Source organism: Ramlibacter sp. (genome assembly GCA_019635435.1).
Classification (GTDB): domain Bacteria; phylum Pseudomonadota; class Gammaproteobacteria; order Burkholderiales; family Burkholderiaceae_C; genus JAHBZM01.
Window position 1 is genome coordinate 1,084,887 of sequence record JAHBZM010000001.1, and the last position, 24,766, is coordinate 1,109,652.

18 protein-coding genes, 2 tRNA genes and 3 rRNA genes are annotated in these 24,766 nt (G+C 64.8%); 11 read left to right on the forward strand and 12 right to left on the reverse strand.

Annotated features, from left to right (window positions below; all coding sequences use genetic code 11):
• Positions 1–199 precede the first annotated feature (199 nt).
• The 8 genes from KF796_05170 to KF796_05205 are packed head-to-tail and all read right to left on the reverse strand — an operon-like array spanning position 200 to position 5,810.
• A complete protein-coding gene (locus KF796_05170) occupies positions 200–895 on the reverse strand; it encodes a VOC family protein (GenBank protein ID MBX3586015.1) in 696 nt (231 codons plus the stop codon).
• Entirely contained in the window at positions 892–1,770 is an 879-nt protein-coding gene (locus KF796_05175; protein ID MBX3586016.1) for a PhzF family phenazine biosynthesis protein, read from the reverse strand. The genes KF796_05170 and KF796_05175 overlap by 4 nt, the downstream gene beginning before the upstream one ends.
• 11 nt (positions 1,771–1,781) lie before the next feature.
• Positions 1,782–2,402 (reverse strand): glutathione S-transferase, encoded by a 621-nt coding sequence (locus KF796_05180; GenBank protein MBX3586017.1) that lies wholly within the window; start codon positions 2,400–2,402, stop codon positions 1,782–1,784.
• 2 nt (positions 2,403–2,404) lie between these two features.
• Positions 2,405–3,598: a PLP-dependent aminotransferase family protein gene (locus tag KF796_05185; GenBank protein ID MBX3586018.1), complete on the reverse strand. Its 1,194-nt coding sequence runs from the start codon at positions 3,596–3,598 to the stop codon at positions 2,405–2,407.
• Positions 3,595–3,945, reverse strand: a complete 351-nt coding sequence (locus KF796_05190) for a DUF4188 domain-containing protein (protein ID MBX3586019.1) — start codon at positions 3,943–3,945, stop codon at positions 3,595–3,597. The genes KF796_05185 and KF796_05190 overlap by 4 nt, the downstream gene beginning before the upstream one ends.
• Before the next feature lie 10 nt (positions 3,946–3,955).
• Positions 3,956–4,285, reverse strand: coding sequence for a DHCW motif cupin fold protein (locus tag KF796_05195; GenBank protein ID MBX3586020.1), 330 nt, complete (start codon positions 4,283–4,285; stop codon positions 3,956–3,958).
• Positions 4,282–5,199 (reverse strand): DMT family transporter, encoded by a 918-nt coding sequence (locus KF796_05200; GenBank protein MBX3586021.1) that lies wholly within the window; start codon positions 5,197–5,199, stop codon positions 4,282–4,284. Before KF796_05200 ends, KF796_05195 begins: the two co-directional genes overlap by 4 nt.
• Positions 5,196–5,810, reverse strand: a complete 615-nt coding sequence (locus KF796_05205; protein MBX3586022.1) for a LysE family translocator — start codon at positions 5,808–5,810, stop codon at positions 5,196–5,198. Before KF796_05205 ends, KF796_05200 begins: the two co-directional genes overlap by 4 nt.
• 144 nt (positions 5,811–5,954) lie before the next feature.
• Between KF796_05205 and KF796_05210 the strand changes: the two genes are divergently transcribed.
• Positions 5,955–7,433 (forward strand): PLP-dependent aminotransferase family protein, encoded by a 1,479-nt coding sequence (locus tag KF796_05210; protein ID MBX3586023.1) that lies wholly within the window; start codon positions 5,955–5,957, stop codon positions 7,431–7,433.
• Here the strand turns inward: KF796_05210 and KF796_05215 are convergent.
• A complete protein-coding gene (locus KF796_05215) occupies positions 7,403–8,332 on the reverse strand; it encodes a LysR family transcriptional regulator (GenBank protein MBX3586024.1) in 930 nt (309 codons plus the stop codon). The genes KF796_05210 and KF796_05215 overlap by 31 nt on opposite strands.
• Positions 8,333–8,409: 77 nt before the next feature.
• Here KF796_05215 and KF796_05220 point away from each other — a divergent pair, with 77 nt between their 5' ends.
• Genes KF796_05220 through KF796_05230 form a run of 3 tightly spaced genes read left to right on the forward strand, consistent with a single transcriptional unit; the run spans position 8,410 to position 11,146 of the window.
• Complete coding sequence (locus KF796_05220) at positions 8,410–9,792, forward strand: DUF1446 domain-containing protein (GenBank protein MBX3586025.1); 1,383 nt, start codon at positions 8,410–8,412, stop codon at positions 9,790–9,792.
• Entirely contained in the window at positions 9,789–10,139 is a 351-nt protein-coding gene (locus tag KF796_05225) for a hypothetical protein (protein ID MBX3586026.1), read from the forward strand. Before KF796_05220 ends, KF796_05225 begins: the two co-directional genes overlap by 4 nt.
• 32 nt (positions 10,140–10,171) lie before the next feature.
• A complete protein-coding gene (locus KF796_05230; GenBank protein ID MBX3586027.1) occupies positions 10,172–11,146 on the forward strand; it encodes a tripartite tricarboxylate transporter substrate binding protein in 975 nt (324 codons plus the stop codon).
• A gap of 2 nt (positions 11,147–11,148) precedes the next feature.
• Here KF796_05230 and KF796_05235 read toward each other — a convergent pair whose 3' ends face one another.
• Positions 11,149–12,981 carry a phospholipase D family protein gene (locus KF796_05235; protein ID MBX3586028.1) on the reverse strand — a complete coding sequence of 611 codons (1,833 nt, stop codon included), beginning with the start codon at positions 12,979–12,981 and terminating at the stop codon, positions 11,149–11,151.
• A 107-nt stretch (positions 12,982–13,088) separates the two neighbouring features.
• Positions 13,089–15,026: an ATP-binding cassette domain-containing protein gene (locus tag KF796_05240; GenBank protein MBX3586029.1), complete on the reverse strand. Its 1,938-nt coding sequence runs from the start codon at positions 15,024–15,026 to the stop codon at positions 13,089–13,091.
• Between the two features lie 109 nt (positions 15,027–15,135).
• Between KF796_05240 and KF796_05245 the strand changes: the two genes are divergently transcribed.
• The 7 genes from KF796_05245 (at position 15,136) to rrf (ending at position 23,762) form a co-directional block, all read left to right on the forward strand.
• Entirely contained in the window at positions 15,136–15,594 is a 459-nt protein-coding gene (locus tag KF796_05245) for a (2Fe-2S)-binding protein (protein MBX3586030.1), read from the forward strand.
• Entirely contained in the window at positions 15,591–17,864 is a 2,274-nt protein-coding gene (locus tag KF796_05250; protein MBX3586031.1) for a xanthine dehydrogenase family protein molybdopterin-binding subunit, read from the forward strand. Before KF796_05245 ends, KF796_05250 begins: the two co-directional genes overlap by 4 nt.
• 654 nt (positions 17,865–18,518) lie before the next feature.
• Positions 18,519–20,053, forward strand: a 16S ribosomal RNA gene (locus KF796_05255).
• 98 nt (positions 20,054–20,151) lie between these two features.
• Positions 20,152–20,228: transfer RNA gene (locus KF796_05260), tRNA-Ile, on the forward strand.
• An 18-nt stretch (positions 20,229–20,246) separates the two neighbouring features.
• Positions 20,247–20,322 (forward strand) — tRNA-Ala (locus KF796_05265).
• Between the two features lie 334 nt (positions 20,323–20,656).
• Positions 20,657–23,531: ribosomal RNA gene (locus KF796_05270) — 23S ribosomal RNA — on the forward strand.
• Between the two features lie 118 nt (positions 23,532–23,649).
• Positions 23,650–23,762 (forward strand): 5S ribosomal RNA (gene rrf, locus KF796_05275).
• The 16S, 23S and 5S rRNA genes sit together here with 2 tRNA genes alongside, the layout of an rRNA operon.
• 73 nt (positions 23,763–23,835) lie before the next feature.
• Here rrf and KF796_05280 read toward each other — a convergent pair.
• On the reverse strand, positions 23,836–24,753 hold the full coding sequence (locus tag KF796_05280) for an MBL fold metallo-hydrolase (GenBank protein ID MBX3586032.1): 918 nt from the start codon (positions 24,751–24,753) through the stop codon (positions 23,836–23,838).
• Positions 24,754–24,766 lie beyond the last annotated feature (13 nt).

Below are 24,766 nucleotides of genomic sequence, written 5' to 3' on the forward strand. Positions count from 1 at the left end.
ACGAAGTGGCAAGCGTGGGGGTCATCATGTCAGTTGCCGCCGGGCCGCCCCAAGGCGACTGAGGCCCCCTCGGGGGGCAGCGAAGCACACGAAGTGGCAAGCGTGGGGGTCATGTCAGTTGCCGCCGGGCCGCCCCAAGGCGACTGAGGCCCCCTCGGGGGGCAGCGAAGCACACGAAGTGGCAAGCGTGGGGGTCATGTCAAAGACCTTTCGATTCGAGCGTGACCAGGCCGCGCGGCGTGCGCAGGGTGGCCACCAGGTTGGGGGCGCCGGGGCGCACGGTCACGCCCTGCAGGCCCACGGCGGTGTGGGCGGCCTGCAGGGCCTCGGCTTCGGGGTGGTGCACGGTGAACGACTGCAGTGTCACGCCCGATTCGGGCATGCCGCTGGCAGGGTGCATGTCGCCCCACTCGATCAGCGTGGGCAGGCCGCCGTGGAACAGGCGCTGGCCGTCGTCGCGCACCGTGATCTGCCACTGCAGCAGGCCGCGCGGCGTGTCGCGCGAGGCCGCCATGGCCGGGCCGCGGTCAATGCCCAGGGCCTCCAGCGCCGCCACCGCGGCGGCCACATCAGGCGTGTTGGCCACAAAGTGAACCAGTTGCGGGCCGTGCGTGGCCACCCGGGCCTGGACGTCGCCCTGATCCATGTCAAACCAGCGTTGAGTCCAGGAGGGGCGGGACTTCTCTGCTCCACTATTGATAGCAATGATCTCGAAGTAGGCACGCGGATAATCCACCGTGGCAACCCGGAACAGCCGGTTGTGCGTGCCCATCAGCGGGTGTTCGCCGCCCGGGCCGGGGGTGATGCCCAGGGTGCGTTCGCACCAGGCCACGCCGGTGCCCAGGTCGGGCGCCACCACCACGAGGTGGTCGATGCGGGAGGAAACAAGGCTCATAGCAGCACGCTCCCGTCCACGCAGGTGACCGAGTCACCGCCGATCCAGAGGTCGGCGCCCTTTTGCTCCACATGCACGCGGCCGGCGCGCGCCATGGCCGTGCCCTGGCTGGCGACGTAGCTTGAGGGCGCCAGGCCGGCGCCAATCAGCCATTGGGCGAGCGCGGCGTTCAGGCTGCCCGTGACCGGGTCTTCCGTGAGGCCGTTGTTGCCGGGAAAGAAGGCGCGCACTTCAAAGGCGATGCCGTCCTCGTCGGCGGTGGCGGGCCCGACCACGCCCACCTTGCCGCGCGGCCCAACCACGCCAATGTCCAGCCCCGCCAGCACGCTGCCGTCGGGTTTGAGTGCAAGCACCTGCTGCGCGGACCTGAGCATCACGCCGCGCCAGTTGGGGCCGTTGTCACACCAGGCATGGGCCACGATGTCGCCGCGCGCCACGCCCAGGCCGCGCGCGATCAGCGCCACGTCATCCTCGGCCAGCGGGCCGCTCTTGCGCAGCGGGGGCGCGGCGAAGGCCAGGCGGCCCCCATGGCGGCGCAGCTTGACCAGGCCAATCCCGCACTCCTGCACCACATGCTCGCCCGCGGGCCGGCCGCCGGCTTCCAGCCAGGCATGGCAGCTGCCCAGGGTGGGGTGGCCGGCAAACGGCAGTTCGCGGCCCGGGCAGAAGATGCGCACGCGGTAGTCGGCGCCGGCGGCGCGGCCTTCGTCAGTGGGCGGCAGCAGGAAGGTGGCCTCCGACAGGTTGGTCCAGTGGGTGAAGTGCTGCATGTCGTCCGTGCCCAGGCCGCTGCCGTCCAGTACCACGGCCAGCGGGTTGCCGCGGTAGGCCACGGCGGTGAACACATCGACTTGCTTGAACGCACGGGTTTTCATGGGGTTCTCTTTCAGGACAGGGGGAGGTCGAGCACGCCGCGCGAGGCGGGGTGGTCCAGCATCTGCTGGTACCAGCGCTCAAGATGCGGGCGCGGCGCCCTGGCCAGCGGCAGGCCCCACCAGCGGTGGATCTCGCAGGCCACGGGAATGTCGGCCATGGTCAGCGTGTCGCCCGCCATGAAGGGGCGGCGGGCCAGGTGGGCGTCCAGCAGGTCCAGCAGCGGCCCGGTGGCCGCCACCGAGGCGTCCACCCTGGCAGCGTCCACCTGGCCGCCGGGGCGCCGGACCAGCTGCACAAAGGCGTCGCGGCCCGCCGGGTTCAACGTGGTCTGCTGCCAGTCCATCCAGCGCTCGGCGTCAAAGCGCGCGGGCAGTCCTTCAGGGTAAAGCTGGCCGCTTGAATACCGGGCGCAGAGGTAGCGCACGATCACGTTGGACTCCCACAGCGTGAAGCCGTCGTCCTCGATCAGGGGCACCAGCGCGTTCGGGTTGCGTGCCAGGTAGTCGGGGCTGTGCACGATGCCAAACGGCCCGCCGGCGTCGGTGCGCTGGTGGGTCAGGCCCAGGGCCTGCACCGTCCAGACCACCTTGCGGACGTTGATCGAACTCAGGCGGCCCCAGACATGCAGCATGCTCAGCCTTCCCGCGATTCGCGGATCGCCGCGGCCAGCGCTGCCATGCCGGTGTTGATCTGGTCCACGCTGGCCGTGACAAAGCTCAGGCGCAGCGTGCGTGGGTCGGCGTTGTCGGCGTAGAAGGCGGCGCCGGGCACAAAGGCCACGCCCTTGTCCACGGCCCTGGGCAGCAGGTCCACCGCGTTCATGCCGGCGGGCAGCCGGGCCCACAGGAACATGCCGCCATCGGGGGTGTTCCATTGCACGTCCAGGCCCGCCATTTCCCTGGTGAGCGCGGCCAGCATCGCATCGCGCTGCGACTTGTACAGCGCGCGGATGGTGGGCACATGGCGGTCCAGGAAGCCGTGCTTCATGACCTCGGCCACCATGCGCTGGTTGAAGCCGGGGCTGTGCAGGTCGGCCGCCTGCTTGGCCTGCAGCAGCTTGGGGGCCACGGCCTTGGGCGCGATCACATAGCCCAGCCGCAGCCCGGGCGCCAGCACCTTGGAGAACGAGCCCATGTAGATGCAGCCCTCGGGGTTGCGCGCGGTCAGCGGCAGCGGCGGCGGGGCGTCGAACCACAGGTCGCCATAGGGGTTGTCCTCGATCAGGGGCAGGCCCAGCTCGGCCGCGCGCGCCGACAGCGCGGCGCGGCGCGCCTCGCTCATGGTGCGCCCGGTGGGGTTCTGGAAGTTGGGCAGCACGTAGAGGAAGCGCGCACCCGTGGCCTTGCGGGCCAGGTCGTCCACGTCCACGCCTTCGGCGTCGCTGGCCACGCTCACCACCTCGGGCTCCATGGGCGCAAAGGCCTGCAGCGCGCCCAGGTAGGTCGGGGTCTCGACGAGGATGCGGCTGCCGGCGTCGATCAGCACCTTGGCCACGAGGTCCAGGCCCTGCTGCGAGCCGGTGGTGATCAGCACCTGCGACGGGTCCACCATCCAGGGCAGCTGCGCGGCCACGGCCTCGCGCAGCGGTGCATAGCCCTCGCTGGCGGCGTACTGCAGCGCGGCCTGGCCGTCTTCGCGCAGCACCTTGGCGCAGGCCTCTGAAAAGGCGTCGATCGGAAAGGTCTTGGGCGAGGGCAGGCCCCCCGCAAAGCTGATGATGCCCGGGCGTTCGGTGACCTTGAGGATTTCGCGGATGACCGAGGGGTTCATCTTCTCGGCGCGGCGCGCCAGGGTCCAGTCGGTGGTTTTCAGGTCGTTGAGTTTCATGGTCGTACTCCAGTGGGGCGGGGTGATCTTGAATTCGGGGTGACATGGCCGAGCACGCCGTCCCCGTAGGAGCGGACGACCTCGGAAATGACGATGTGGAAGCCCTTGTACCAGCGCTGGTACTCGCGTTTGGCCTGCAGGTGCTGCGGGTGCTGGGAGAAAACTTTCAGCGCCTCAAGATCGCGCCAGTAGTAGGTGGCGTTGATCCGGGAGCGGTCTTCGGAATACCAGGTTTCCCGCCCCAGGTAGCCCGCGTTGGCCGCGGCGGCGGCTTCAATCTGCGCGTCCAGGGCGTGGAAGCGCTCGTCATAGGTGCCTGGCTCGAAGATGAAGGCAGCGGCGTACATCCAGGGGCTCCTAGTCCACGATGAAAAGGGTGGCGCCCTGCGGCGCGGTGGAACGATGGGGCTCGGCCTGGTCGGCCACCTGGTAGCTCATGCCGGGTGTGAGGGTGAAGCATCGGCCGTCCTGCAGTTCGGTATGAAGCTCACCGCTCAGGCACAGCAGGACATGGCCCTTGGTGCACCAGTGGTCCGAGACGTAGCCGGGCGTGTACTCCACCATGCGCACGCGCACATCGCCAAACTGCTGCGTGCGCCAGAAGGCCTGGCCGGCCTGCGCGCTCTTTTCCTCGCGCGGCACGCGGGCCCAGTCGGTGGTGCCAAAAGGGATGTCGTTGATCTTCATGCGGGGGCTCCTGGTGCGTGCACCGGCATCTTCTTGCCCGCGTACACGGTGGCGATCACGGCGATGGCGAAGACCAGCGTGACGCTGTCCAGCCGCTCGCCGGCCAGCGGCACGGCAAACAGCAGGCTCAAAAATGGCTGCACCAGCTGGATCTGGCTGACCCGCACCGCGCCCAGCGCCAGCGCGCGGTACCAGGCAAAAAAGCCGATCCACATGGAGAACAGCGCCACATAGGCAAAGCCCAGCCAGCTCATGGCCGCAATGGCCGACCAGTCGGCCGGCGCAAACAGCCAGGCCATGGGCACGGTCAGCGGCAGGCAGCTCACCAGCACCCAGCAGATCACCTGCTCAGCGCCCAGGCGCGGCGTGAGGCGCGCGCCGCCGATGTAGCCAAAGGCGCCCGTGGTCATGGCGATGATCAGGTAGATGTTGGCCACGCCCAGGTAGAAGCCGCCGGCGCGCCACACCATGTAGGCCAGCACCAGGCCGCTGCCCAGCACCGCGCAGGCCCAGAAGCCGGCCGAGGGGCGCTGGCGGAACCACAGCGCACCCAGCACGGCGGTGGACAGCGGCAGCAGCGCCGTGACCACCGCGCCATGGGTGCTGGGCACATGGCGCAGCGCCAGCGCGAGGAACAGCGGGAAACCCACGATCACGCCAAAGGCCGTCATGCCCACCAGCGGCCATTCAGACCTTTGCGGCACCCGCAGCCGGCCCCGGGCGCGCTGCCAGAGCAGGTAGGCCACCGACAGCACGCCGGCCACGGCCGCGCGCCCGAAGGTCACGAACCAGGGCGAGAGCTGCGGCGCGTCGGCGTGGCCCACGGCCAGCCGCGTCATGGGCAGCGTGGCGGCAAACAGCGTCACCCCCACCAGGCCCCAGAGCAGGGCCTCTTTTTCCCTGGCGGCATTCATACGCTGAGCATCCATAAAGCCGTGGCCACCAGCACCAGCGCCAGAGCGCGGTTGAACCACAGGAGGCGCTTGCCCAGCGCCAGCCACTGGCGCAGCAGCGAGCCCACCAGCGCATAGGTGAAGTTGCTGGTGAAGGCAAACAGCATCATCACGGCGCAGATGATGGCCAGCCGCTCGCCCGGGTTGGTCGCGGGCTGTCCGGCGGCGTTGACCACCCAGCCCGCGGTGAGCGTGAGCGCCAGCATCCAGGCCTTGATGTTGAGGAACTGCAGGCCCACGCCCTGCGAAAAGGTGACGTTCAGGCGCGAGGCATCCACCTGTGAGAGTTGGCCGGCGCCCGCCAGCTTCCAGGCCAGCCAGAGCATGTAGGCCACGCCGAACAGCTTGACCGCCCAGCGCAGCGCGGGCACGCCGGTGATGGCGGCGCCCAGGCCCAGGCCGGTGGCCAGCATCAGCAGGGTCCAGCCCGTGGGCACGGCCAGGCAGAAGCGCAGCGCGCGGCGCAGGCCGCCATTGGCTGCCAGCGCGGTGGACAGCGTGGTGTTGGGCCCCGGCGAAAAACTCATCGCGGTGCAAAACATCAGCAGGGCAGTCAGCTCGGAGGCACTCATGGTCAGGGCGGTGGCGGTGGGTGGTCTTGTCAGGTCACGGCATTCAATGTAATCTTCTGAACCAGTACACGACCAGTACAGACAAGCAGCGCAGTTCGTGATCTGTATTGGCTGCGATGACAGTACACGCAAGGATGCCCCGCCATGTTGATGAAGACCTCCGCGCAATCCCTGACCGAGCAGCTGAGCGAGCGCTTTGCCGAGCGCATCCGCACCCGGCTGCTGGCGCCGGGCGCGCGCCTGCCTTCGGTGCGCCAGTGCGCGCAGCAGCACGGCGTGAGCCCGTCCACCGTGGTGGCGGCGTACGACCAGTTGCTGGCCCAGGGCCTGGTCGAGGCCCGCAAGAACCGCGGCTTCTTTGTGCGGGAAATGCCGCCAGCCCGCGCCGAGTCTGCACAAGATGCTATTGAAACAGGAGCGGGCGAGGGGGCCGGCCTGGCCGCTGCGAACTGGAGCACCGCACACTGGATGGTGGCCCGGCGCGCCGCGGGCAGCGCGGCGCCGGTCAACGCCACGGCGCTGATCCGCGGCATGTTCCACAAGATCAGCAACAAGCCGCAGCCGGGCATGGGCGTGTTCCCGCCCGACTGGCTGGAGTCCACCTTCATGCCGGCCGCGGTGCGCAAGGTCACGGGCACCCGGGCCCTGCAGGATTTCTCGTCGCAGTACGGCGAGCCGCTGGGCGATGGCGGGCTGCGCCGCGTGCTGTCCAAGAAGCTGGCCACGCTGAGCGTGCACGCGCCGCCCGAGCACCTCATCACCACGGTGGGCGCCACGCATGCGCTGGACATCGTGAGCCGCACGCTGCTGCGCGCCGGCGACCCGGTGATGGTGGAAGAGCCCGGCTGGGCCGTGGAGTTTGCGCGGCTGGCGGCGCTGGGCATGCGCGTGCTGCCGGTGCCGCGCCGCGCCGACGGCCCCGACCTGGAGGTCATGGCGAAGTACTGCGAGATCCACCAGCCCAAGCTGTATGTGAGCGTGAGCGTGTTCCACAACCCCACAGGCTACTGCCTGTCGCCGGGCAGCGCGCACCGCATCCTGCAGCTGGCCAACCAGCACAACTTCCACATCGTCGAGGACGACACCTACAGCCACATCGCCCCCGAATATGCGACCCGCCTGACCGCGCTGGACGGGCTGCAGCGCACGATCTACGTGAGCGGCTTTGCCAAGATCCTCGCGCCCAACTGGCGCATCGGCTTTCTGGCCGCGCCGCCCGCGCTGGTGGAGCCGCTGCTGGACACCAAACTGCTGGCCACGCTGACCACCCCCGCGCTGCTGGAAAAGGCGCTGGCCCTGTGCATCGAGCAGGGCCAGCTGCGCCGCCACGCCGAGCGCATCCGCACCCGGCTGGACGCGGCGCGCGCGCGCAGCGTCAAGCTCGCGCTCAACGCGGGCTGCACGTTTGCGGCCGAGCCCGTGGGCCTGTTTGGCTGGGTCGACACCGGCGTGGACACCGACGCGCTGGCCCAGCGCATGCTCGACGAGGGCTACCTGCTCGCGCCGGGTGCGCTGTTCCATGCCGAGCGCAAGCCATCGACGCTGATGCGCATCAACTTCGCGACAACGCAGGACGCGGCGTTCTGGAAGGTTTACGGCAAGCTGCGCGCCGCAGTGGGCTGAGGGCGCGCGGTTTTCATGCGCTGCACGATCAGGTCGTGCAGCGTCCGCGCCGCGACCGACAGGCTGCTGTCGCTGCGGCGCACCACGTAGATGCGCCGCGTCAGCCCCGGCGCGGTGATCGGCCGGCGCGCCAGCGTGTCGCGCTCGAAATGAAACAGCGTCAACGCCGGAATGATGCTGATGCCGAGGCCCGCCTCCACCATGCCCATCACGGTGGCGAGCTGGTCCACCTCCAGCACGCTGTGGGCCTTGACCGGGTGCAGCGCCGCGTCCAGCGCCTGGCGCACGCTGCTGTTGCGCGACAGGTGGATCAGCGGGTGCCGGGCCAGCGCCTTCAGTGAAAGCTGCCTGGCGGTGGCCAGCGGGTGGTCGGCGCGGCACACCAGCCAGAAGCGGTCGGCGCACAGCAATTCGGTGGACAGGCCCGCCACGCCGGTGCCGGCGCTGGCCAGTGCAAAGTCGGCCTTGCCGCTGCGCACGAGGTCGATGCAGCCGTCCGACAGGATGTCGCTCAGGCCCAGTTCGATGCCGGGCCAGTTGGCGCGGAACTCGCTGAAGATGGCCGGCAGCCAGCCCGCTGCCAGGGAGGGCAGCGCCGCCACGTGGACCCGGCCCTTGCGCCGCTGCACGTGGTCGCGCAGGTCGGCCACGGCGGTGGCGAAGTCCCCCAGCAGCTGGCGCGCCGAGGGCTCGAACAGGCGGCCTTCGGCCGTGAGCTGCACGCTGCGGGTGTCGCGGTCGAACAGGCGGGCCTGCAGGCTGTCTTCCAGGCCGCGGATCAGCGCGCTGAAGGCCGGCTGCGACAGGTGGCAGGCCGCCGCCGCGCGGGTGAAGCTGCGCTCCTGCGCCAGCGTCACGAAAGCCGTCAGTTGCCGCGTCGAAAGCTGGGGGGTGCTCATGAATCTGGAATTCAGATCAATCAATGTGAATTTTCGATTTTACAGATCAGTTCGCTGTGCCTACAGTCGGCCTCGCCATGCCCTCCAACCCTTCCGCTTCCCTGCTGATTGGCTGCGCCGCCGGCTTCTCGGGCGACCGGGCCGACGCGGCCGGGCCCGTGGTGGATACGCTGGTCGCCCGCTGCGACCAGGCGGCCGGGCAGCGCGCCTTCCTGATCTTCGAGACCCTGGCCGAGCGCACCCTGGCGCTGGCCCAGCTGCGGCGCCGCGCCGACCCCGACGCCGGCTACGAGCCCCTGCTGGAGGAGATGCTGCGCCCGGTGCTGGCGCGATGCCTGATGCACGACGTGCGCATCGTCAGCAACTTCGGCGCCGCCCACCCGCGCGCGGCCGCCCGCTGCATCCAGGCGCTGGCGCTTGAGCTGGGGTTGCCCGCGCCACGCATCGCCGTGATCCAGGGCGACGACCTGTCGGGCCCGGACCACCGCGCGCTGCTGCGCGGCCAGCTCGGAGCCGAATGCATGGACGGCCTGCGCATCGTCAGCGCCAATGCCTATGTGGGCGCGCAGGCGATCGCCGACGCGCTGGATGCCGGCGCGCAGATCGTGGTGGCCGGCCGCGTGGCCGACCCGTCGCTGGCCGTGGGGCCGGCGCTGTCGCACTTTGGCTGGGCCCCCGACGACTGGGACCGCCTGGCCCGGGCCACCATGGCAGGGCACCTGCTCGAATGCGGTGCCCAGGTCTGCGGCGGCTACCACGCCGACCCCGGCTACAAGGACGTGCCGGACCTGCACGCCCTGGGCTACCCCATTGCCGAGATTGACGCCCAGGGCCATTGCGTCATCGGCAAGGCCCAAGGGACCGGCGGCGCGGTGACGCTGGCCAGCGTCAAGGAACAGCTGCTGTACGAGCTGCACGACCCGGCGGCCTACCTCACGCCCGATGTGGTGGCCGACATCAGCGAGGCCGAGGTGCAGTGGCTGGGGCCCGACCGCGTGGCGCTGCGCGGGGTGCGCGGCCATCCGCGGCCCCACAGCCTCAAGGTCAATGTCTGCCATGAAGGCGGCTGGCTGGCCGAGGGCGAGATTTCCTACGCCGGCGCCCGGGCCGAGGCGCGCGCGCGCCTGGCTGCCGACGTGTTGCGCCGGCGCCTGCCCGCGCTGGACCTGCGGGTGGACCTGATCGGTGTGACCAGCGTGCTGGGCGATGACGCGGGCCGCACGCTGGCGGCCCACGCCCCGGGGCAGGCGCGCGACGTGCGCCTGCGCGTGGCCGCTGCCCACACCAACCCTGCGCAGGCGCTGCGCCTCACGCGCGAAGTCACGGCGCTGTACACCTGCGGCCCCGCCGGCGGCGGCGGCGTGCGCACTGCTCTCACGCCGCGGCTGAACACGCTGTCGTGCCTGGTGCCGCGGGCGGCCGTGCCCTGCCATTTCGTGATGCTGGAGGCCGCGCCATGAGTTCCCTGACCGTGCCGCTGTACCGGCTGGCCCATGGGCGCACGGGCGACAAGGGCGACCGCTCCAACATCAGTGTCATTGCCTGGCACGAGGCGCTGTACCCGCTGCTGGTCGGGCAGGTCACCGAGGACGCGGTGGCCCGCCAGTTTGCGCTGCGCCAGCCGCGCAGCGTCAGGCGCTACCTGCTGCCGCGGCTGGGCGCGATGAATTTTGTGCTGGACGAGGTGCTGGACGGCGGCGTCAACGACGCGCTCAACCTCGACACGCATGGCAAGGCGCTTTCGTACCTGCTGCTGGACTTGCCGGTGGAGGTTCCGGCGCCGCTGCAGGCCTATCTCAAGGACTGATTCCCACTCAACCCACCCAAGGAGACAAAACCATGAAATTCCGTACCCGCCCCCTGTTGCTGGCCCTGGCCGCCGTGCTGGGCACCGCGCCGCTGCTGGCCTCGGCCCAGACCTTCCCCGACAAGCCCATCACCTTCGTGGTCCCGTTCGCCGCCGGCAGCGCGACCGACCAGCTCGCGCGCGTGATCGGCCAGGCCGTGGCCGCCGAGGCCAGGCAGTCCGTGGTGGTGGAGAACAAGGCCGGCGCCAGCGGCTTCATCGCCTCGCAGCAGGTGGCCAAGGCCGCCCCGGATGGCTACACGGTGATGATCACCACCAACACCACGCATGCCGCCAACGAGCACCTGTTCAAGAAGCTGCCCTACGACCCGGTCAAGGACTTTGCGCCGCTGACCGGCCTGGGCAAGGGAGGGCAGATCATGGTGGTCAACCCGTCCCTGCCGGTGAAGACGGTGGCCGACTTCATCGCGCTGGCCAAGAAGGAGCCCGGCAAGTACAGCTTTGGCAGCGGCAGCTCCTCCAGCCGCATGGCCGGTGAACTGCTGCAGCAGATGGCGGGCATCAAGCTGCTGCATGTGCCCTACAAGAGCAATCCGCTGGCCATCACCGACCTGCTGGGAGGCCAGATCAACATGATGATCACCGACACCGCGACCGGCCTGCCGCAGATCAAGGCCGGCAAGCTGCATGCGCTGGGCTTCTCTGGCAGCAAGCGCTCGGCGCTGGCGCCCGATGTTCCGACCATTGCCGAGGCAGGCGTGCCCGGCTATGAAATGGGCTACTGGTTTGCGGCCTACGCGCCGGCGGGCACGCCCGCGCCGGTGGTCAAGCGGCTCAATGAGCTGCTGGTCAAAGCCGTGCGCAGCGAATCGGCCCGCACGGCTTTCTATGGCCCCACCGGGACCGAGCCGTTCACCACGAGTCCGGATGAACTGGCGAAATTCCAGGCAGAGGAGTCACAGAAATGGGGCCGCATCGTCAAGGCCGCCGGCATCGAAGCCGAATAGCCTCAGAGCATCTCGTCGGGCGCGAACGGCCCGATCAGGTTGACCAGCAATTTCAGTCCGGTGCTGGCGTCGGGTTCTGACCGGGCGTCCTGGAAGGCGGCGCCTGGTGGAGCCTGCCAGAGCAGCCGGCCGTCTTGCTGCACGACGCGGTAGGCCCCGGTGGCCAGGGTGTCGTTGACCAGGGCAATGACCTTGCGCGCCAGCAGGCGGCTGCGCACCAGCAGGGCCACCTCGGTGTTCTGCAGCCGCGAGCGCAGGTCCAGGTTCATGGAGCCAATGGCCAGCAGGCTGTCGTCGGCGATCACCGCCTTGGAGTGCAGGCTGGCGCGCGAGCCCACGCTGCCTGTGCCGCTGGCGCCCGGGCGGCTGCTGCCGGTGGAGCCCAGGCCGCTGAAATTGCCCTGCTGGTTGGCACGCATTTCATGCAGTTCCACGCCCATGGCCAGCAGTGCGGGGCGGTAGCGCGCGTAGCCCGCGTGAGCGGCCGGCGCGTCGTTGGAGGCCAGCGAGTTGGTGAGCACGCGGATGGTCACGCCGCGCGCACGCAAGGCTTCAAAGCGTTTCATCATCTTCTCGCCCGGCACAAAGTAGGGCGAGATGATGAGCAGGTCATGCCGCGCCTGGTCCATCAGCGTGAGCATGCCGTCGATCACGGTGGCGCCCGCCTCAGCCGTGGTCGTGGTGGCGGCGGACGCCGTGGTTTTGGCCGTGGTGGTGTTGGCGGCCGTCATGGCGGCCGGATCGCCGGGGGCCGTGCCGGCGGGCTCGGGCACCTGTTCCTCGGGCGCGATCTTGCCGGGCTGGTCGGCCAGCAGCACCGAGGGCGCCCAGACCAGGGGCACCTGTTGGAGGTTCATGAGCCCTTCCAGGGCCAGGCTGGGCGTGACATCGGGCAGCACCGAGGTGCCGGCGGTGACGGAGGCCGTGGGGGTCAGGGCAGCGTTGGCGGCCGACCCGGCCATCGCTGCGGGAGCCGGCGCCGGTGGAGCAGGTGGCGCGGGCGGCTGCGGGGTGTCAGCCAGCGCTGCGTTGGGCGGCTGGCGCAGCGCATCGAGTTCAGCGCCCGACACCAGTGACTGAACGGGGTAGGCCTGCTCGTTGTTCCAGTAGCTGTCGAAGCTGGCCGACATGTCCGCCACGATGCGTCCGGCGGTCAGCACGTCGATGTCCACGAAGTTGCTGGTCTTGTCCTGGCCGAAATAGGCGTCGCCCAGGTTGCGCCCGCCAATGATGCCCAGCGCGTTGTCCGACAGGAACAGCTTGTTGTGCATGCGCTTTTGCAGCTGCGAAATCTCGTGCAGCGAGCCCAGCAGCCGGCCGAACAGCGAGGCCCGGTTGCCCGGCAGCGGGTTGAACAGGCGGATCTGCACGTTGGGCTCGAATGCCAGGCGCAGCACCTGGGCGTCGCGGCCCACGGTGTTCAGGTCGTCCAGCAGCAGCCGCACCCGCACGCCGCGCCGCGCGGCCTGGCGCAAGTGCTCCAGCAGGATTTCAGTGCTGCTGTCGGCGTGGATGGCGTAATACTGCAGGTCCAGCGTTTTCTGGGCGCCGTCGATCAGCGCCACCCGGGCGTTGAAGGCCAGGTCCTCGCTGTCCAGCAGGAAGAAGGCCGAGTCGCTGCGCGCGCGGGCCGCGGCCTTGCGCGCCGAGACCCACTGGCCCAGCAGGGTCGACCCGGGCGTGGCCAGCGCGTTGGAGACCGGCCGCTGCACGTCTGAGGGCAGGCTGGCACAGCCCGTGAGCAGGCCCACGACCACCAGGGCCAGGCCCGTCAGCCAGCGCCCGATGCCGGGGCGGGAGGGACGGGCAGGGCGAAGGGTGGGGTGTGACAGCATGTGGTGCCGACTGTAGCCCGCCGTGGCGATTCACGGGGCCGCCGGCCCGTCGGCCACGGGCGCGAACCCGTGACAGACAAATGCTTACAGTTGCAAACCGCAGTGGGTCAGGCGCCGCTGCCCAGCTGTTCCCAGCGTTCCAGGGCCGCCAGCAGCTCGTCGTCGATCTGGGCGCTGCGCGCCGCGAGCTGGGCGGCGCGGTCCGGCTCGCTGGCGTAGAGGCTGCCATCGGCCAAGGCCGCCTGCGCGGCTTTCTGCTCGCCTTCCAGCGCCTCAATGCGGGCCGGCAGGGTTTCCAGCTCGCGCTGCTCCTTGTAGCTCAACTTCTTTTTTGATAGCACCTGAGGGCCGGCTGGCGTGGACTCCAGGCCTTTTTGACTTGAAACCGGGGCGCGGACCGGGTTTTTGGCGGCCGCGCCGCCGCCCGCCAGCGACTGCGCGCGGCGCGACTGGGTCAGCCAGTCCTGCACGCCGCCTTCGTACTCGCGCCAGCGGCCGTCGCCCTCGAAGGCGATGGTGCTGGTGACCACGTTGTCCAGGAACGTGCGGTCGTGGCTCACGAGGAACACCGTGCCGTCGTAGCTCTGCAGCAGGTCTTCGAGCAGTTCCAGGGTGTCGATGTCCAGGTCGTTGGTGGGCTCGTCCAGCACCAGCACGTTGGCCGGACGGGCAAACAGGCGCGCCAGCAGCAGCCGGTTGCGCTCGCCGCCGCTCAGGGACCGCACCGGGGAGTTGGCGCGCGCCGGTGAGAACAGGAAGTCGCCCAGGTAGCTCTTGACGTGCTTGCGCTGGTTGCCGATCTCGATCCACTCGCTGCCGGGGCTGATGAAGTCTTCCAGCGTGGCGTCCAGGTTGAGCGCGTTGCGCATCTGGTCAAAGTAGGCCACCGTCACATTGGCGCCCAGGCGCACCGTGCCCCAGGGGCTGTGGCCGGGTTCGGGCCGGGGCGCGTCGGCGGGGGCCAGGTCGGGCTTGAGTTCCCCAAGGATCAGCTTGAGCAGGGTGGTCTTGCCCGCGCCGTTGGGGCCGAGCAGGCCGATCTTGTCGCCGCGCAGCACGGTGGCGGAGAAGTCGCGCACGATCACGCGCTCGTCGAAGCTCTTGCTCACATGCACCAGCTCGGACACCAGCTTGCCGCTGGCCGCGCCGCTGGCAATGTCCATGCTCACGCTGCCCACGGCCTCGCGCCGGGCCTCGCGCCGCGCGCGCAGCTCACCCAGCCGCACGATGCGGGCCTGGGCCCGGGTGCGGCGGGCCTCCACGCCCTTGCGGATCCAGATTTCCTCCTGGGCCAGCAGCTTGTCGGCGCGGGCGTTGATCACGGCCTCCTGCGCCATCTGCTCTTCCTTTTGCACCAGGTAGGCGGCAAAGTTGCCGGGGTAGGACAGCAGCTTGCCGCGGTCCAGCTCCACGATGCGCGTGGCCACGCGGTCCAGGAAGCTGCGGTCGTGGGTGATGGTGATGATGCTGCCCTTGAAGTCGACCAGCAGGCCCTCGAGCCATTCGATCGAGTCCAGGTCCAGGTGGTTGGTGGGTTCGTCCAGCAGCAGCACATCGGGCTGGGTGACCAGGGCCTGTGCCAGCGCCACGCGCTTTTTGGTGCCGCCGGACAGGTTGCCGATCAGCGCATCACGGTCCAGGTGCAGGCGGTGCAGGGTTTCTTCGACCCGCTGCTCCCAGTTCCAGCCGTCCTGCGCCTCGATCTGGCCCTGCAGCGCGTCCAGGTCGCCGTCGCCCTGGCTGTACTGGTCAATCAGGTCCTTGATCCCTGCCACGCCGGCGCTGGCCGCCATGAAAACCGTTGCGGCCGGGTCCAGCACCGGCTCCTGCGCCACATAGGCGATGCGAACGCCCTGTTGCACCTGGAGCGTGCCGTCGTCGGGCTTGTCGAGTCCGCCGAGGATTTTGAGCAGGGATGATTTGCCGGCACCGTTGCGCCCGATCAGCCCCACGCGCTCGGCGGCCTCCAGGGAGAAGTCGGTGTGGTCGAGCAGGGCCACGTGGCCAAAGGCCAGTTGCGCGTTGAGTAGGGTAATGAGTGCCATGGGAGTGCGGGATTATCCGGTGCCTTTCTGGAGCGCCACCCCTATCGCCTGCGAAAGCGCGTCGATATAGTCATCGGGACAAGGCCGCTGCCCGGCCAAGGAGACTTCTTTGGAGCTGCAAATCAATGGCAAACCGGTCCAGGCCGAGGTGGACCCCAACATGCCCCTGCTGTGGGTGCTGCGCGACGTGCTCCAGATGACAGGCACCAAATTTGGCTGTGGCGTGGCCGCCTGCGGCGCCTGCACGGTGCGGGTGGACGGGCAGGCGGTGCGGTCCTGCGTCACCCCGGTGTCCACGCTGGCGGGCAAGCGCATCCAGACCATCGAGGCCCTGGGCAGCCCCGGCAAACCCCATCCGCTGCAGGCCGCCTGGATCGCCGAGCAGGTGCCGCAGTGCGGCTATTGCCAGAGCGGCATGCTCATGGCCGCCGCCGCGCTCCTCGAGAAGAAGCCCCGGCCCACCGACGCCGACATTGACGAGGCCATGACCAATATCTGCCGCTGTGGCACCTACCAGCGGGTGCGCGCAGCCATCCGGCGCGCCGCCGGCCCGGGAGCGACCGCATGAGGCGCCGCACGTTGCTGCTCGCGGGCGCGGGGTCCCTGGGGGCGCTGGTGGTGGGCTGGAGCCTGCTGCCCCAGCGCTCCAGGCTGGGTTCGCCGGGCGCCATGCTCAAGAGCGGGGGTGACATTGCCCTGAACGGCTGGATCAAGATCGCGGCCGACGGCGCCGTGGTCATCGCCATGCCGCGCAGCGAGATGGGGCAGGGGGTGTATACCGCGCTGCCCATGCTGGCGGCCGAGGAGCTCGATGTGCCGCTGAGCCAGGTGCGCATCGAGCAGGCCGGCGCCGACACCATCTATGGCAATGTGGCCATGCAGATCGCGAGCCTGCCGTTTCATCCGCTGGAGTCCGAGGGCCGCGAGAAGCCCGCCAAGGTCAAGGCCGCCGAGTGGATGATCGGCAAGGTGGCGCGCGAGCTGGGCATCAATGCCACTGGCGGGTCATCCTCGGTCGCCGATGCCTGGGACGTGCTGCGCCTGGCGGCTGCCACCGCGCGGGCGTCGCTGGTCGGGGCGGCTTCGCTGCAGTGGAAACTGCCTGTGGCCGAACTCTCGGTCAAGAATGGCGTCATCTCCCATCCCTCGGGCCCTTCAGCGCCTTACAGCCAGATGGTGAAATTCGCGGCCGCCACGCCGCCGGGCAGCGTGAAGCTCAAGGACCGCAAGGACTGGAAGCTCATTGGCCAGCCCGCGCCGCGGCTGGACGTGCCCGCCAAGGTGGACGGAACCGCGCGGTTTGGGCTGGACGTGCGGCCCCAGGGCCTGCTGTTTGCCTCGGTGCGGCTGTGCCCCATGCTCGGCGGTGGCCCGGGGGCGGTCAACCCCAACGCCGCCCTGGCCATGCCTGGTGTGCTGCGGTTTGTGCGTCTTCCCGCCTATGCGGGGTCCACGGCCGGCTTTGCGGTGGTGGGCCAGACCACCTGGCATGCCCGCCAGGGTGCCCAAGCGGTGTCGGTGGAGTGGCAGCAGCGGCCGCTGGGGGCACTGGACAGCCGGCGCATCCAGAAGGCGCTGGAAGAAGCCGTGCGTACCGGCTCGGGGACGGTGTTTCATGAGCGGGGCGCGGTCGAGGCTGCCGCTAGCCAGGCCACGCGCAAGCTGGAGGCCTGGTACAGCGCGCCCTATCTGGCTCACGCCACCATGGAGCCCATGAACTGCACGGCACAGGTCAGGGATGGGGCGGTGGAAGTCTGGGCCCCGACCCAGGTGCCTCAGATGGCACAGGCCGTGGCCGCGCAGGTGGCCGGCGTACCGATTGAGAAGGTGACGCTGCATGTCACGCTGCTCGGCGGCGGATTCGGCCGCCGTCTGGAAGTCGACTCCGTGGCACAGGCCGTGCGCGTGGCCATGGACTGCGGCGGCGCGCCCGTGCAACTGGTGTGGCCGCGCGAAGAAGACACCCAGCACGACTTCTACCGACCCATGCATGTGGCGCAGCTGCGCGCGACCGTTGACGCCGCTGGCGGCGTGAGCAGCCTGCAGATCAAGTCCGCGGGCGATGCCATCACGCCGCGCTGGATAGGCCGCAACCTGCCAGCCCTGGCCGGCCCCGTCGACATGCCGGACAAGACCACGGCCGAGGGGCTGTTTGACCTGCCCTATGGCTTTGCGAACCAGCGCATGGAGCATGTGGCAACGCGCACGGGCGTGCCCGTGGGCTTCTGGCGCTCGGTGGGGCATTCCCACAACGCCTTCTTCTCTGAAAGCTTTGTGGATGAGCTGGCCGCAGAAACCCGCCAGGACCCTGTGGCATTCCGGCGCCAGTGGCTGGCGCATGCGCCGCGCTACCTGGCCGTGCTCGATCTGGCCGCAAGCAAGTCAGGCTGGGGCACTCTCTTGCCAACCGGGCGCGCGCGAGGCGTGGCGTTGCACGAGTCCTTTGGCTCCATCGTGGCGCAGGTCGCTGAGGTCTCGTTGCAGGACGGTCAACCGCGCGTGCACCGCGTGGTGTGCGCCGTGGACTGCGGAACGGTGGTCAACCCGGGCATCGTCCGCCAGCAAATGGAAGGCGCGGTCATCTTCGGGCTGACGGCGGCGCTGCACGGGAAGATCGACATCCATGAGGGTGCCGTGCAGCAGGCCAATTTCCCGACCTACCCCATGCTGAAGCTGGCGCAGGCCCCCCGGGTGGAGACGTGGTTGATTGCCAGCGAGCGCGAGCCTGGCGGGGTGGGCGAGCCCGGCGTTCCGCCGGTGGCGCCCGCAGTGGCGAATGCCCTCTATGCGCTGACCGGCCAGCGCCGCCGGGCATTGCCGCTGGTCTCTCCCGCGTGAGTCTCCGTGCGGCGGTTTCCTTGCGAATGCAAAGAATCTTTGGCGGTGCTTCAGGACCGGTGAAAAAGCCGTGCTATAGTCGCAGGCTCTGCTGAACAGGGCGTTGAAAAACACCCGGCGCGAAAGCGCCAAGGCCAGCAGATAAAAAGTTTTGAATGCGTTGACCGAAGCGAAAATTTCGGTATAGAATTCAAGGCTCTGCTGAAAACGAAGCGCAAGCAACGCAGCAGAAAAAAGGGAATCGAAAAGTTGACCGAAGCTAAAAAATCGGTATATAATTCGAGGCTCTGCTGAAAACGAAATGCAGTCGGTTTAAAGCCAAGCGTCAAGCAAAAGCGATAAACAAAAACGACAGCAAATCAAATCGGTAAAAACCCTAAAGTTTGACAGGTCTTTCAAAAACATGTCATAATTCGAGGCTCAGCTGATCGCAGCTAAGCAAGCAAAGCAAGACGCCAAGTCAAGCGATGCAAGGTTCGTTAAAAATCTACAGCCGATAAGCGTGGGCGTTTGAAGGCGATTGCCAAGTTCTTCGGAACTAAGTGCAATGCACTTTAAGCGCTCATGAAGTAAAAAAGATGTGAAATTCAGAAATGAAGTTCATGTCAATTCCAATTTATGAGTGGCCCCGCAAGGGGCAAAAAAATCAAGATCGAACTATAGAGTTTGATCCTGGCTCAGATTGAACGCTGGCGGAATGCTTTACACATGCAAGTCGAACGGCAGCACGGGGGCAACCCTGGTGGCGAGTGGCGAACGGGTGAGTAATACATCGGAACGTGCCCAGTCGTGGGGGATAACGTAGCGAAAGCTACGCTAATACCGCATACGATCTACGGATGAAAGCGGGGGATCGCAAGACCTCGCGCGATTGGAGCGGCCGATGGCAGATTAGGTAGTTGGTGGGGTAAAGGCTCACCAAGCCTGCGATCTGTAGCTGGTCTGAGAGGACGACCAGCCACACTGGAACTGAGACACGGTCCAGACTCCTACGGGAGGCAGCAGTGGGGAATTTTGGACAATGGGCGAAAGCCTGATCCAGCCATTCCGCGTGCAGGATGAAGGCCCTCGGGTTGTAAACTGCTTTTGTACGGAACGAAAAGGCTCTTTCTAATACAAGGAGCTCATGACGGTACCGTAAGAATAAGCACCGGCTAACTACGTGCCAGCAGCCGCGGTAATACGTAGGGTGCAAGCGTTAATCGGAATTACTGGGCGTAAAGCGTGCGCAGGCGGTGATGTAAGACAGTTGTGAAATCCCCGGGCTCAACCTGGGAACTGCATCTGTGACTGCATCGCTGGAGTGCGGCAGAGGGGGATGGAATTCCGCGTGTAGCAGTGAAATGCGTAGATATGCGGAGGAACACCGATGGCGAAGGCAATCCCCTGGGCCTGCACTGACGCTCATGCACGAAAGCGTGGGGAGCAAACAGGATTAGATACCCTGGTAGTCCACGCCCTAAACGATGTCAACTGGTTGTTGGGTCTTCACTGACTCAGTAACGAAGCTAACGCGTGAAGTTGACCGCCTGGGGAGTACGGCCGCAAGGTTGAAACTCAAAGGAATTGACGGGGACCCGCACAAGCGGTGGATGATGTGGTTTAATTCGATGCAACGCGAAAAACCTTACCCACCTTTGACATGTACGGAATTTTCCAGAGATGGATTAGTGCTCGAAAGAGAACCGTAACACAGGTGCTGCATGGCTGTCGTCAGCTCGTGTCGTGAGATGTTGGGTTAAGTCCCGCAACGAGCGCAACCCTTGTCATTAGTTGCTACATTCAGTTGGGCACTCTAATGAGACTGCCGGTGACAAACCGGAGGAAGGTGGGGATGACGTCAAGTCCTCATGGCCCTTATAGGTGGGGCTACACACGTCATACAATGGCTGGTACAGAGGGTTGCCAACCCGCGAGGGGGAGCTAATCCCATAAAACCAGTCGTAGTCCGGATCGCAGTCTGCAACTCGACTGCGTGAAGTCGGAATCGCTAGTAATCGCGGATCAGAATGTCGCGGTGAATACGTTCCCGGGTCTTGTACACACCGCCCGTCACACCATGGGAGCGGGTTCTGCCAGAAGTAGGTAGCCTAACCGTAAGGAGGGCGCTTACCACGGCAGGGTTCGTGACTGGGGTGAAGTCGTAACAAGGTAGCCGTATCGGAAGGTGCGGCTGGATCACCTCCTTTCTGGAAACTGCAATCAAATTTAAACGCCCACACTTATCGGTTGTTGGAAGAATGTCGCCGACGACTCAGGCTTCTGCCTGGGTGCAAGCGACCGGCTCGGGTCTGTAGCTCAGTTGGTTAGAGCACCGTCTTGATAAGGCGGGGGTCGTTGGTTCGAGACCAACCAGACCCACCATTCCTTCATCCAAACCTTGGGGGATTAGCTCAGCTGGGAGAGCACCTGCTTTGCAAGCAGGGGGTCGTCGGTTCGATCCCGTCATCCTCCACCAACTTCATCGCGTCAACACTCAACACCAAAGCGGCTTCTATATCTCAAGCGAAAGCAAAAGATGGTGAGGCTTCTTTGTTGTTGATCGGTATCTATCGATCAATCGGCTGTTCTTTAAAAATTCATAGAGTCGAATCAGCGTTGCTAGCGGAAACTGTACATTCGTAAAGGTTTAGTGCAGACCGTGCCGCTAGCGACATAAATTTTTTGATTGCGTCAAAAGAAACTTCAATTTCGAGTCAAATCGATATTTGAAGACGGCATAACGCGCCAGGTGAAAGACCTGGTGATTCCTTGATTGACTTTGCTTCTCGTGAGAGGCGTCAAAGTTATAGGGTCAAGTGAATAAGAGCATGTGGTGGATGCCTTGGCGATGATAGGCGACGAAGGACGTGATAGCCTGCGATAAGCTTCGGGGAGCTGGCAAATTAGCTTTGATCCGGAGATTTCCGAATGGGGAAACCCACCGAAAGGTATCGCATGATGAATACATAGTCATGCGAGGCGAACCGGGTGAACTGAAACATCTCAGTAGCTCGAGGAAAAGACATCAACCGAGATTCCGAAAGTAGTGGCGAGCGAAATCGGAACAGCCTGTTAGTGATAGCACAAGACTTAACGGAACGACTTGGAAAGGTCGGCCATAGCGGGTGATAGCCCCGTACGTGAAAAGACCTGTGTGGTACTGAGCTAACGAAAAGTAGGGCGGGACACGTGAAATCCTGTCTGAATATGGGGGGACCATCCTCCAAGGCTAAATACTCATCATCGACCGATAGTGAACTAGTACCGTGAGGGAAAGGCGAAAAGAACCCCGGGAGGGGAGTGAAATAGATCCTGAAACCGCATGCTTACAAAAAGTAGGAGCCCGCAAGGGTGACTGCGTACCTTTTGTATAATGGGTCAGCGACTTACATTCAGTGGCAAGGTTAACCGAATAGGGTAGCCGTAGAGAAATCGAGTCCGAATAGGGCGTCCAGTCGCTGGGTGTAGACCCGAAACCAAGTGATCTATCCATGGCCAGGATGAAGGTGCCGTAACAGGTACTGGAGGTCCGAACCGACTAGTGTTGCAAAACTAGCGGATGAGCTGTGGATAGGGGTGAAAGGCTAAACAAACTTGGAAATAGCTGGTTCTCTCCGAAAACTATTTAGGTAGTGCCTCAAGTATTACCATCGGGGGTAGAGCACTGTTTTGGCTAGGGGGTCATGGCGACTTACCAAACCAAGGCAAACTCCGAATACCGATGAGTACAGCTTGGGAGACAGAGCACCGGGTGCTAACGTCCGGACTCAAGAGGGAAACAACCCAGACCGCCAGCTAAGGTCCCTAAAATTGGCTAAGTGGGAAACGAAGTGGGAAGGCTAAAACAGTCAGGATGTTGGCTTAGAAGCAGCCATCATTTAAAGAAAGCGTAATAGCTCACTGATCGAGTCGTCCTGCGCGGAAGATGTAACGGGGCTAAGCCAGTTACCGAAGCTGCGGATTTGCAATTTATTGCAAGTGGTAGGAGAGCGTTCTGTAAGCCTGTGAAGGTGCGTTGTAAAGCGTGCTGGAGGTATCAGAAGTGCGAATGCTGACATGAGTAGCGTTAAAGGGGGTGAAAAGCCCCCTCGCCGTAAGCGCAAGGTTTTCTACGCAACGTTCATCGGCGTAGAGTGAGTCGGCCCCTAAGGCGAGGCAGAGATGCGTAGTTGATGGGAAACAGGTCAATATTCCTGTACCGATGTGTAGTGCGATGTGGGGACGGAGAAGGTTAACTCAGCCAACTGTTGGATATGTTGGTTCAAGCCTGTAGTCGTGCCTGGTAGGTAAATCCGCCGGGCTTAGATGAGGGGTGATAACGAGGCTGCTTGCAGTCGAAGTGAGTGATACCCTGCTTCCAGGAAAAGCCACTAAGCTTCAGCTACACACGACCGTACCGCAAACCGACACTGGTGCGCGAGATGAGTATTCTAAGGCGCTTGAGAGAACTCAGGAGAAGGAACTCGGCAAATTGACACCGTAACTTCGGAAGAAGGTGTGCCTTTAGTAGGTGAAGTCCCTGCGGATGGAGCCCAATGAGGTTGCAAAAAATCGGTGGCTGCGACTGTTTAATAAAAACACAGCACTCTGCAAACACGAAAGTGGACGTATAGGGTGTGACGCCTGCCCGGTGCTGGAAGATTAAATGATGGGGTGCAAGCTCTTGATTGAAGTCCCAGTAAACGGCGGCCGTAACTATAACGGTCCTAAGGTAGCGAAATTCCTTGTCGGGTAAGTTCCGACCTGCACGAATGGCGTAACGATGGCCACACTGTCTCCTCCTGAGACTCAGCGAAGTTGAAATGTTTGTGATGATGCAATCTCCCCGCGGAAAGACGGAAAGACCCCATGAACCTTTACTGTAGCTTTGTATTGGACTTTGAACAGATCTGTGTAGGATAGGTGGGAGGCTTTGAAGCGGTGCCGCTAGGTATCGTGGAGCCAACGTTGAAATACCACCCTGGTGTGTTTGAGGTTCTAACCTAGGTCCATTATCTGGATCGGGGACAGTGCATGGTAGGCAGTTTGACTGGGGCGGTCTCCTCCCAAAGTGTAACGGAGGAGTTCGAAGGTACGCTAGTTACGGTCGGACATCGTGACGATAGTGCAATGGCATAAGCGTGCTTAACTGCGAGACTGACAAGTCGAGCAGATGCGAAAGCAGGACATAGTGATCCGGTGGTTCTGTATGGAAGGGCCATCGCTCAACGGATAAAAGGTACTCTGGGGATAACAGGCTGATACCGCCCAAGAGTTCATATCGACGGCGGTGTTTGGCACCTCGATGTCGGCTCATCTCATCCTGGGGCTGTAGCCGGTCCCAAGGGTATGGCTGTTCGCCATTTAAAGAGGTACGTGAGCTGGGTTTAAAACGTCGTGAGACAGTTTGGTCCCTATCTTCCGTGGGCGCTGCAGATTTGAGGAAGCCTGCTCCTAGTACGAGAGGACCGGAGTGGACACACCTCTGGTGTATCGGTTGTCACGCCAGTGGCATTGCCGAGTAGCTATGTGTGGAAGAGATAACCGCTGAAAGCATCTAAGCGGGAAACTCGTTTCAAGATGAGATCTGCCGGGGCCTTGAGCCCCCTAAAGAGTCGTTCAAGACCAGGACGTTGATAGGTCAGGTGTGGAAGCGCAGTAATGCGTTAAGCTAACTGATACTAATTGCTCGTGCGGCTTGACCCTATAACTTTGATCAGTCTGATCAAGGTGTTATGCCAAGTTGACGCATTCAAAATAAGCTGATTCCAAACTCTATGAATTCGTTGTCTTGATCAGGTGATCAAGATGGCAACAAGTTATGCCTGATGACCATAGCGAGGTGGTCCCACTCCTTCCCATCCCGAACAGGACAGTGAAACGCCTCAGCGCCGATGATAGTGCGGGTTCCCGTGTGAAAGTAGGACATTGTCAGGCTCTTACAGCCCGAAAAGCCCAGCAGGAAACTGCTGGGCTTTTCTCTTTGCGGCGCCGGATTTGTGTAGCCCGTTCAGTTGGAAACAACGCCGTCATGATGGTGCGCCGCCCCTCCTTGAACCAGTTCCGACACCAGTCGCCTTATCCATTCGTTCGGGCTGCTGTCTGTGAAGTGGCGTGCATGCACCAACTGGAAGTAGCGCGTCAGCGTGGCCCATTCCGCCAGGTCTTCAAACTTCATTTGTCCCGCCTCGAGCAGCTTGAACTTCAGAAGGACTTTGGCAGCGTGCCGCGCATGCGCTTCAGGATCCTTCTGGAATCGTGCAAGACGTTGCCGGGCGCGACCCAACGATGCGGCAACATCGATGAAGACAGGGCCATGCCCGGGAATGACGGTCAGTGGCTCCAGTGATTCGATGAGGTCCAGCGTGGCGGCAACCTCGTCGAATGCCTCGACCCCCTCCAGTTCCTGAAAAACAACACCGAAACCATTGCCCCACAGCGCGTCCGCCGAGATCAGCGTGCGCGTAACTGGTTCGAAGAGAATGATGGAATTCGGATCATGTCCTGGCGCACTGTGAATCTGCCAGCGCAGATCACCCAGAAGGACTTCCTGCCCGCTCTCGAGCAGTCCATCGAACCGGAACCGGGGGCAGAATTGACCCGTAGGCGCGTAAGTCAGCGCATCGGGGTCCCAGTCACGAACCTGCGCGCTGAGTCCGGGCGGAATCAAGGTCTTCATGCGGGGGTATCGCGCCTGCAGCGCCGCATTGCCCCCGCAGTGATCACTGTGCAAATGGGTATTGGCCAGTAAAGCGAGAGGAGCTCCATCGAGCTCTTGGTCGATCAACGCGAGGGTCTGCTCCTGGTGAGTCCAGTAGCCCGTGTCCACCACCGCTGTCACGCTTCCGCGGAACACGATGTTGTTGGCGGACAGCCAACCGCGCTCCAGCACGCTGACCCCCCGAGGCAGATCGCCGGGAGAATTCATGACCCGGCTCCAG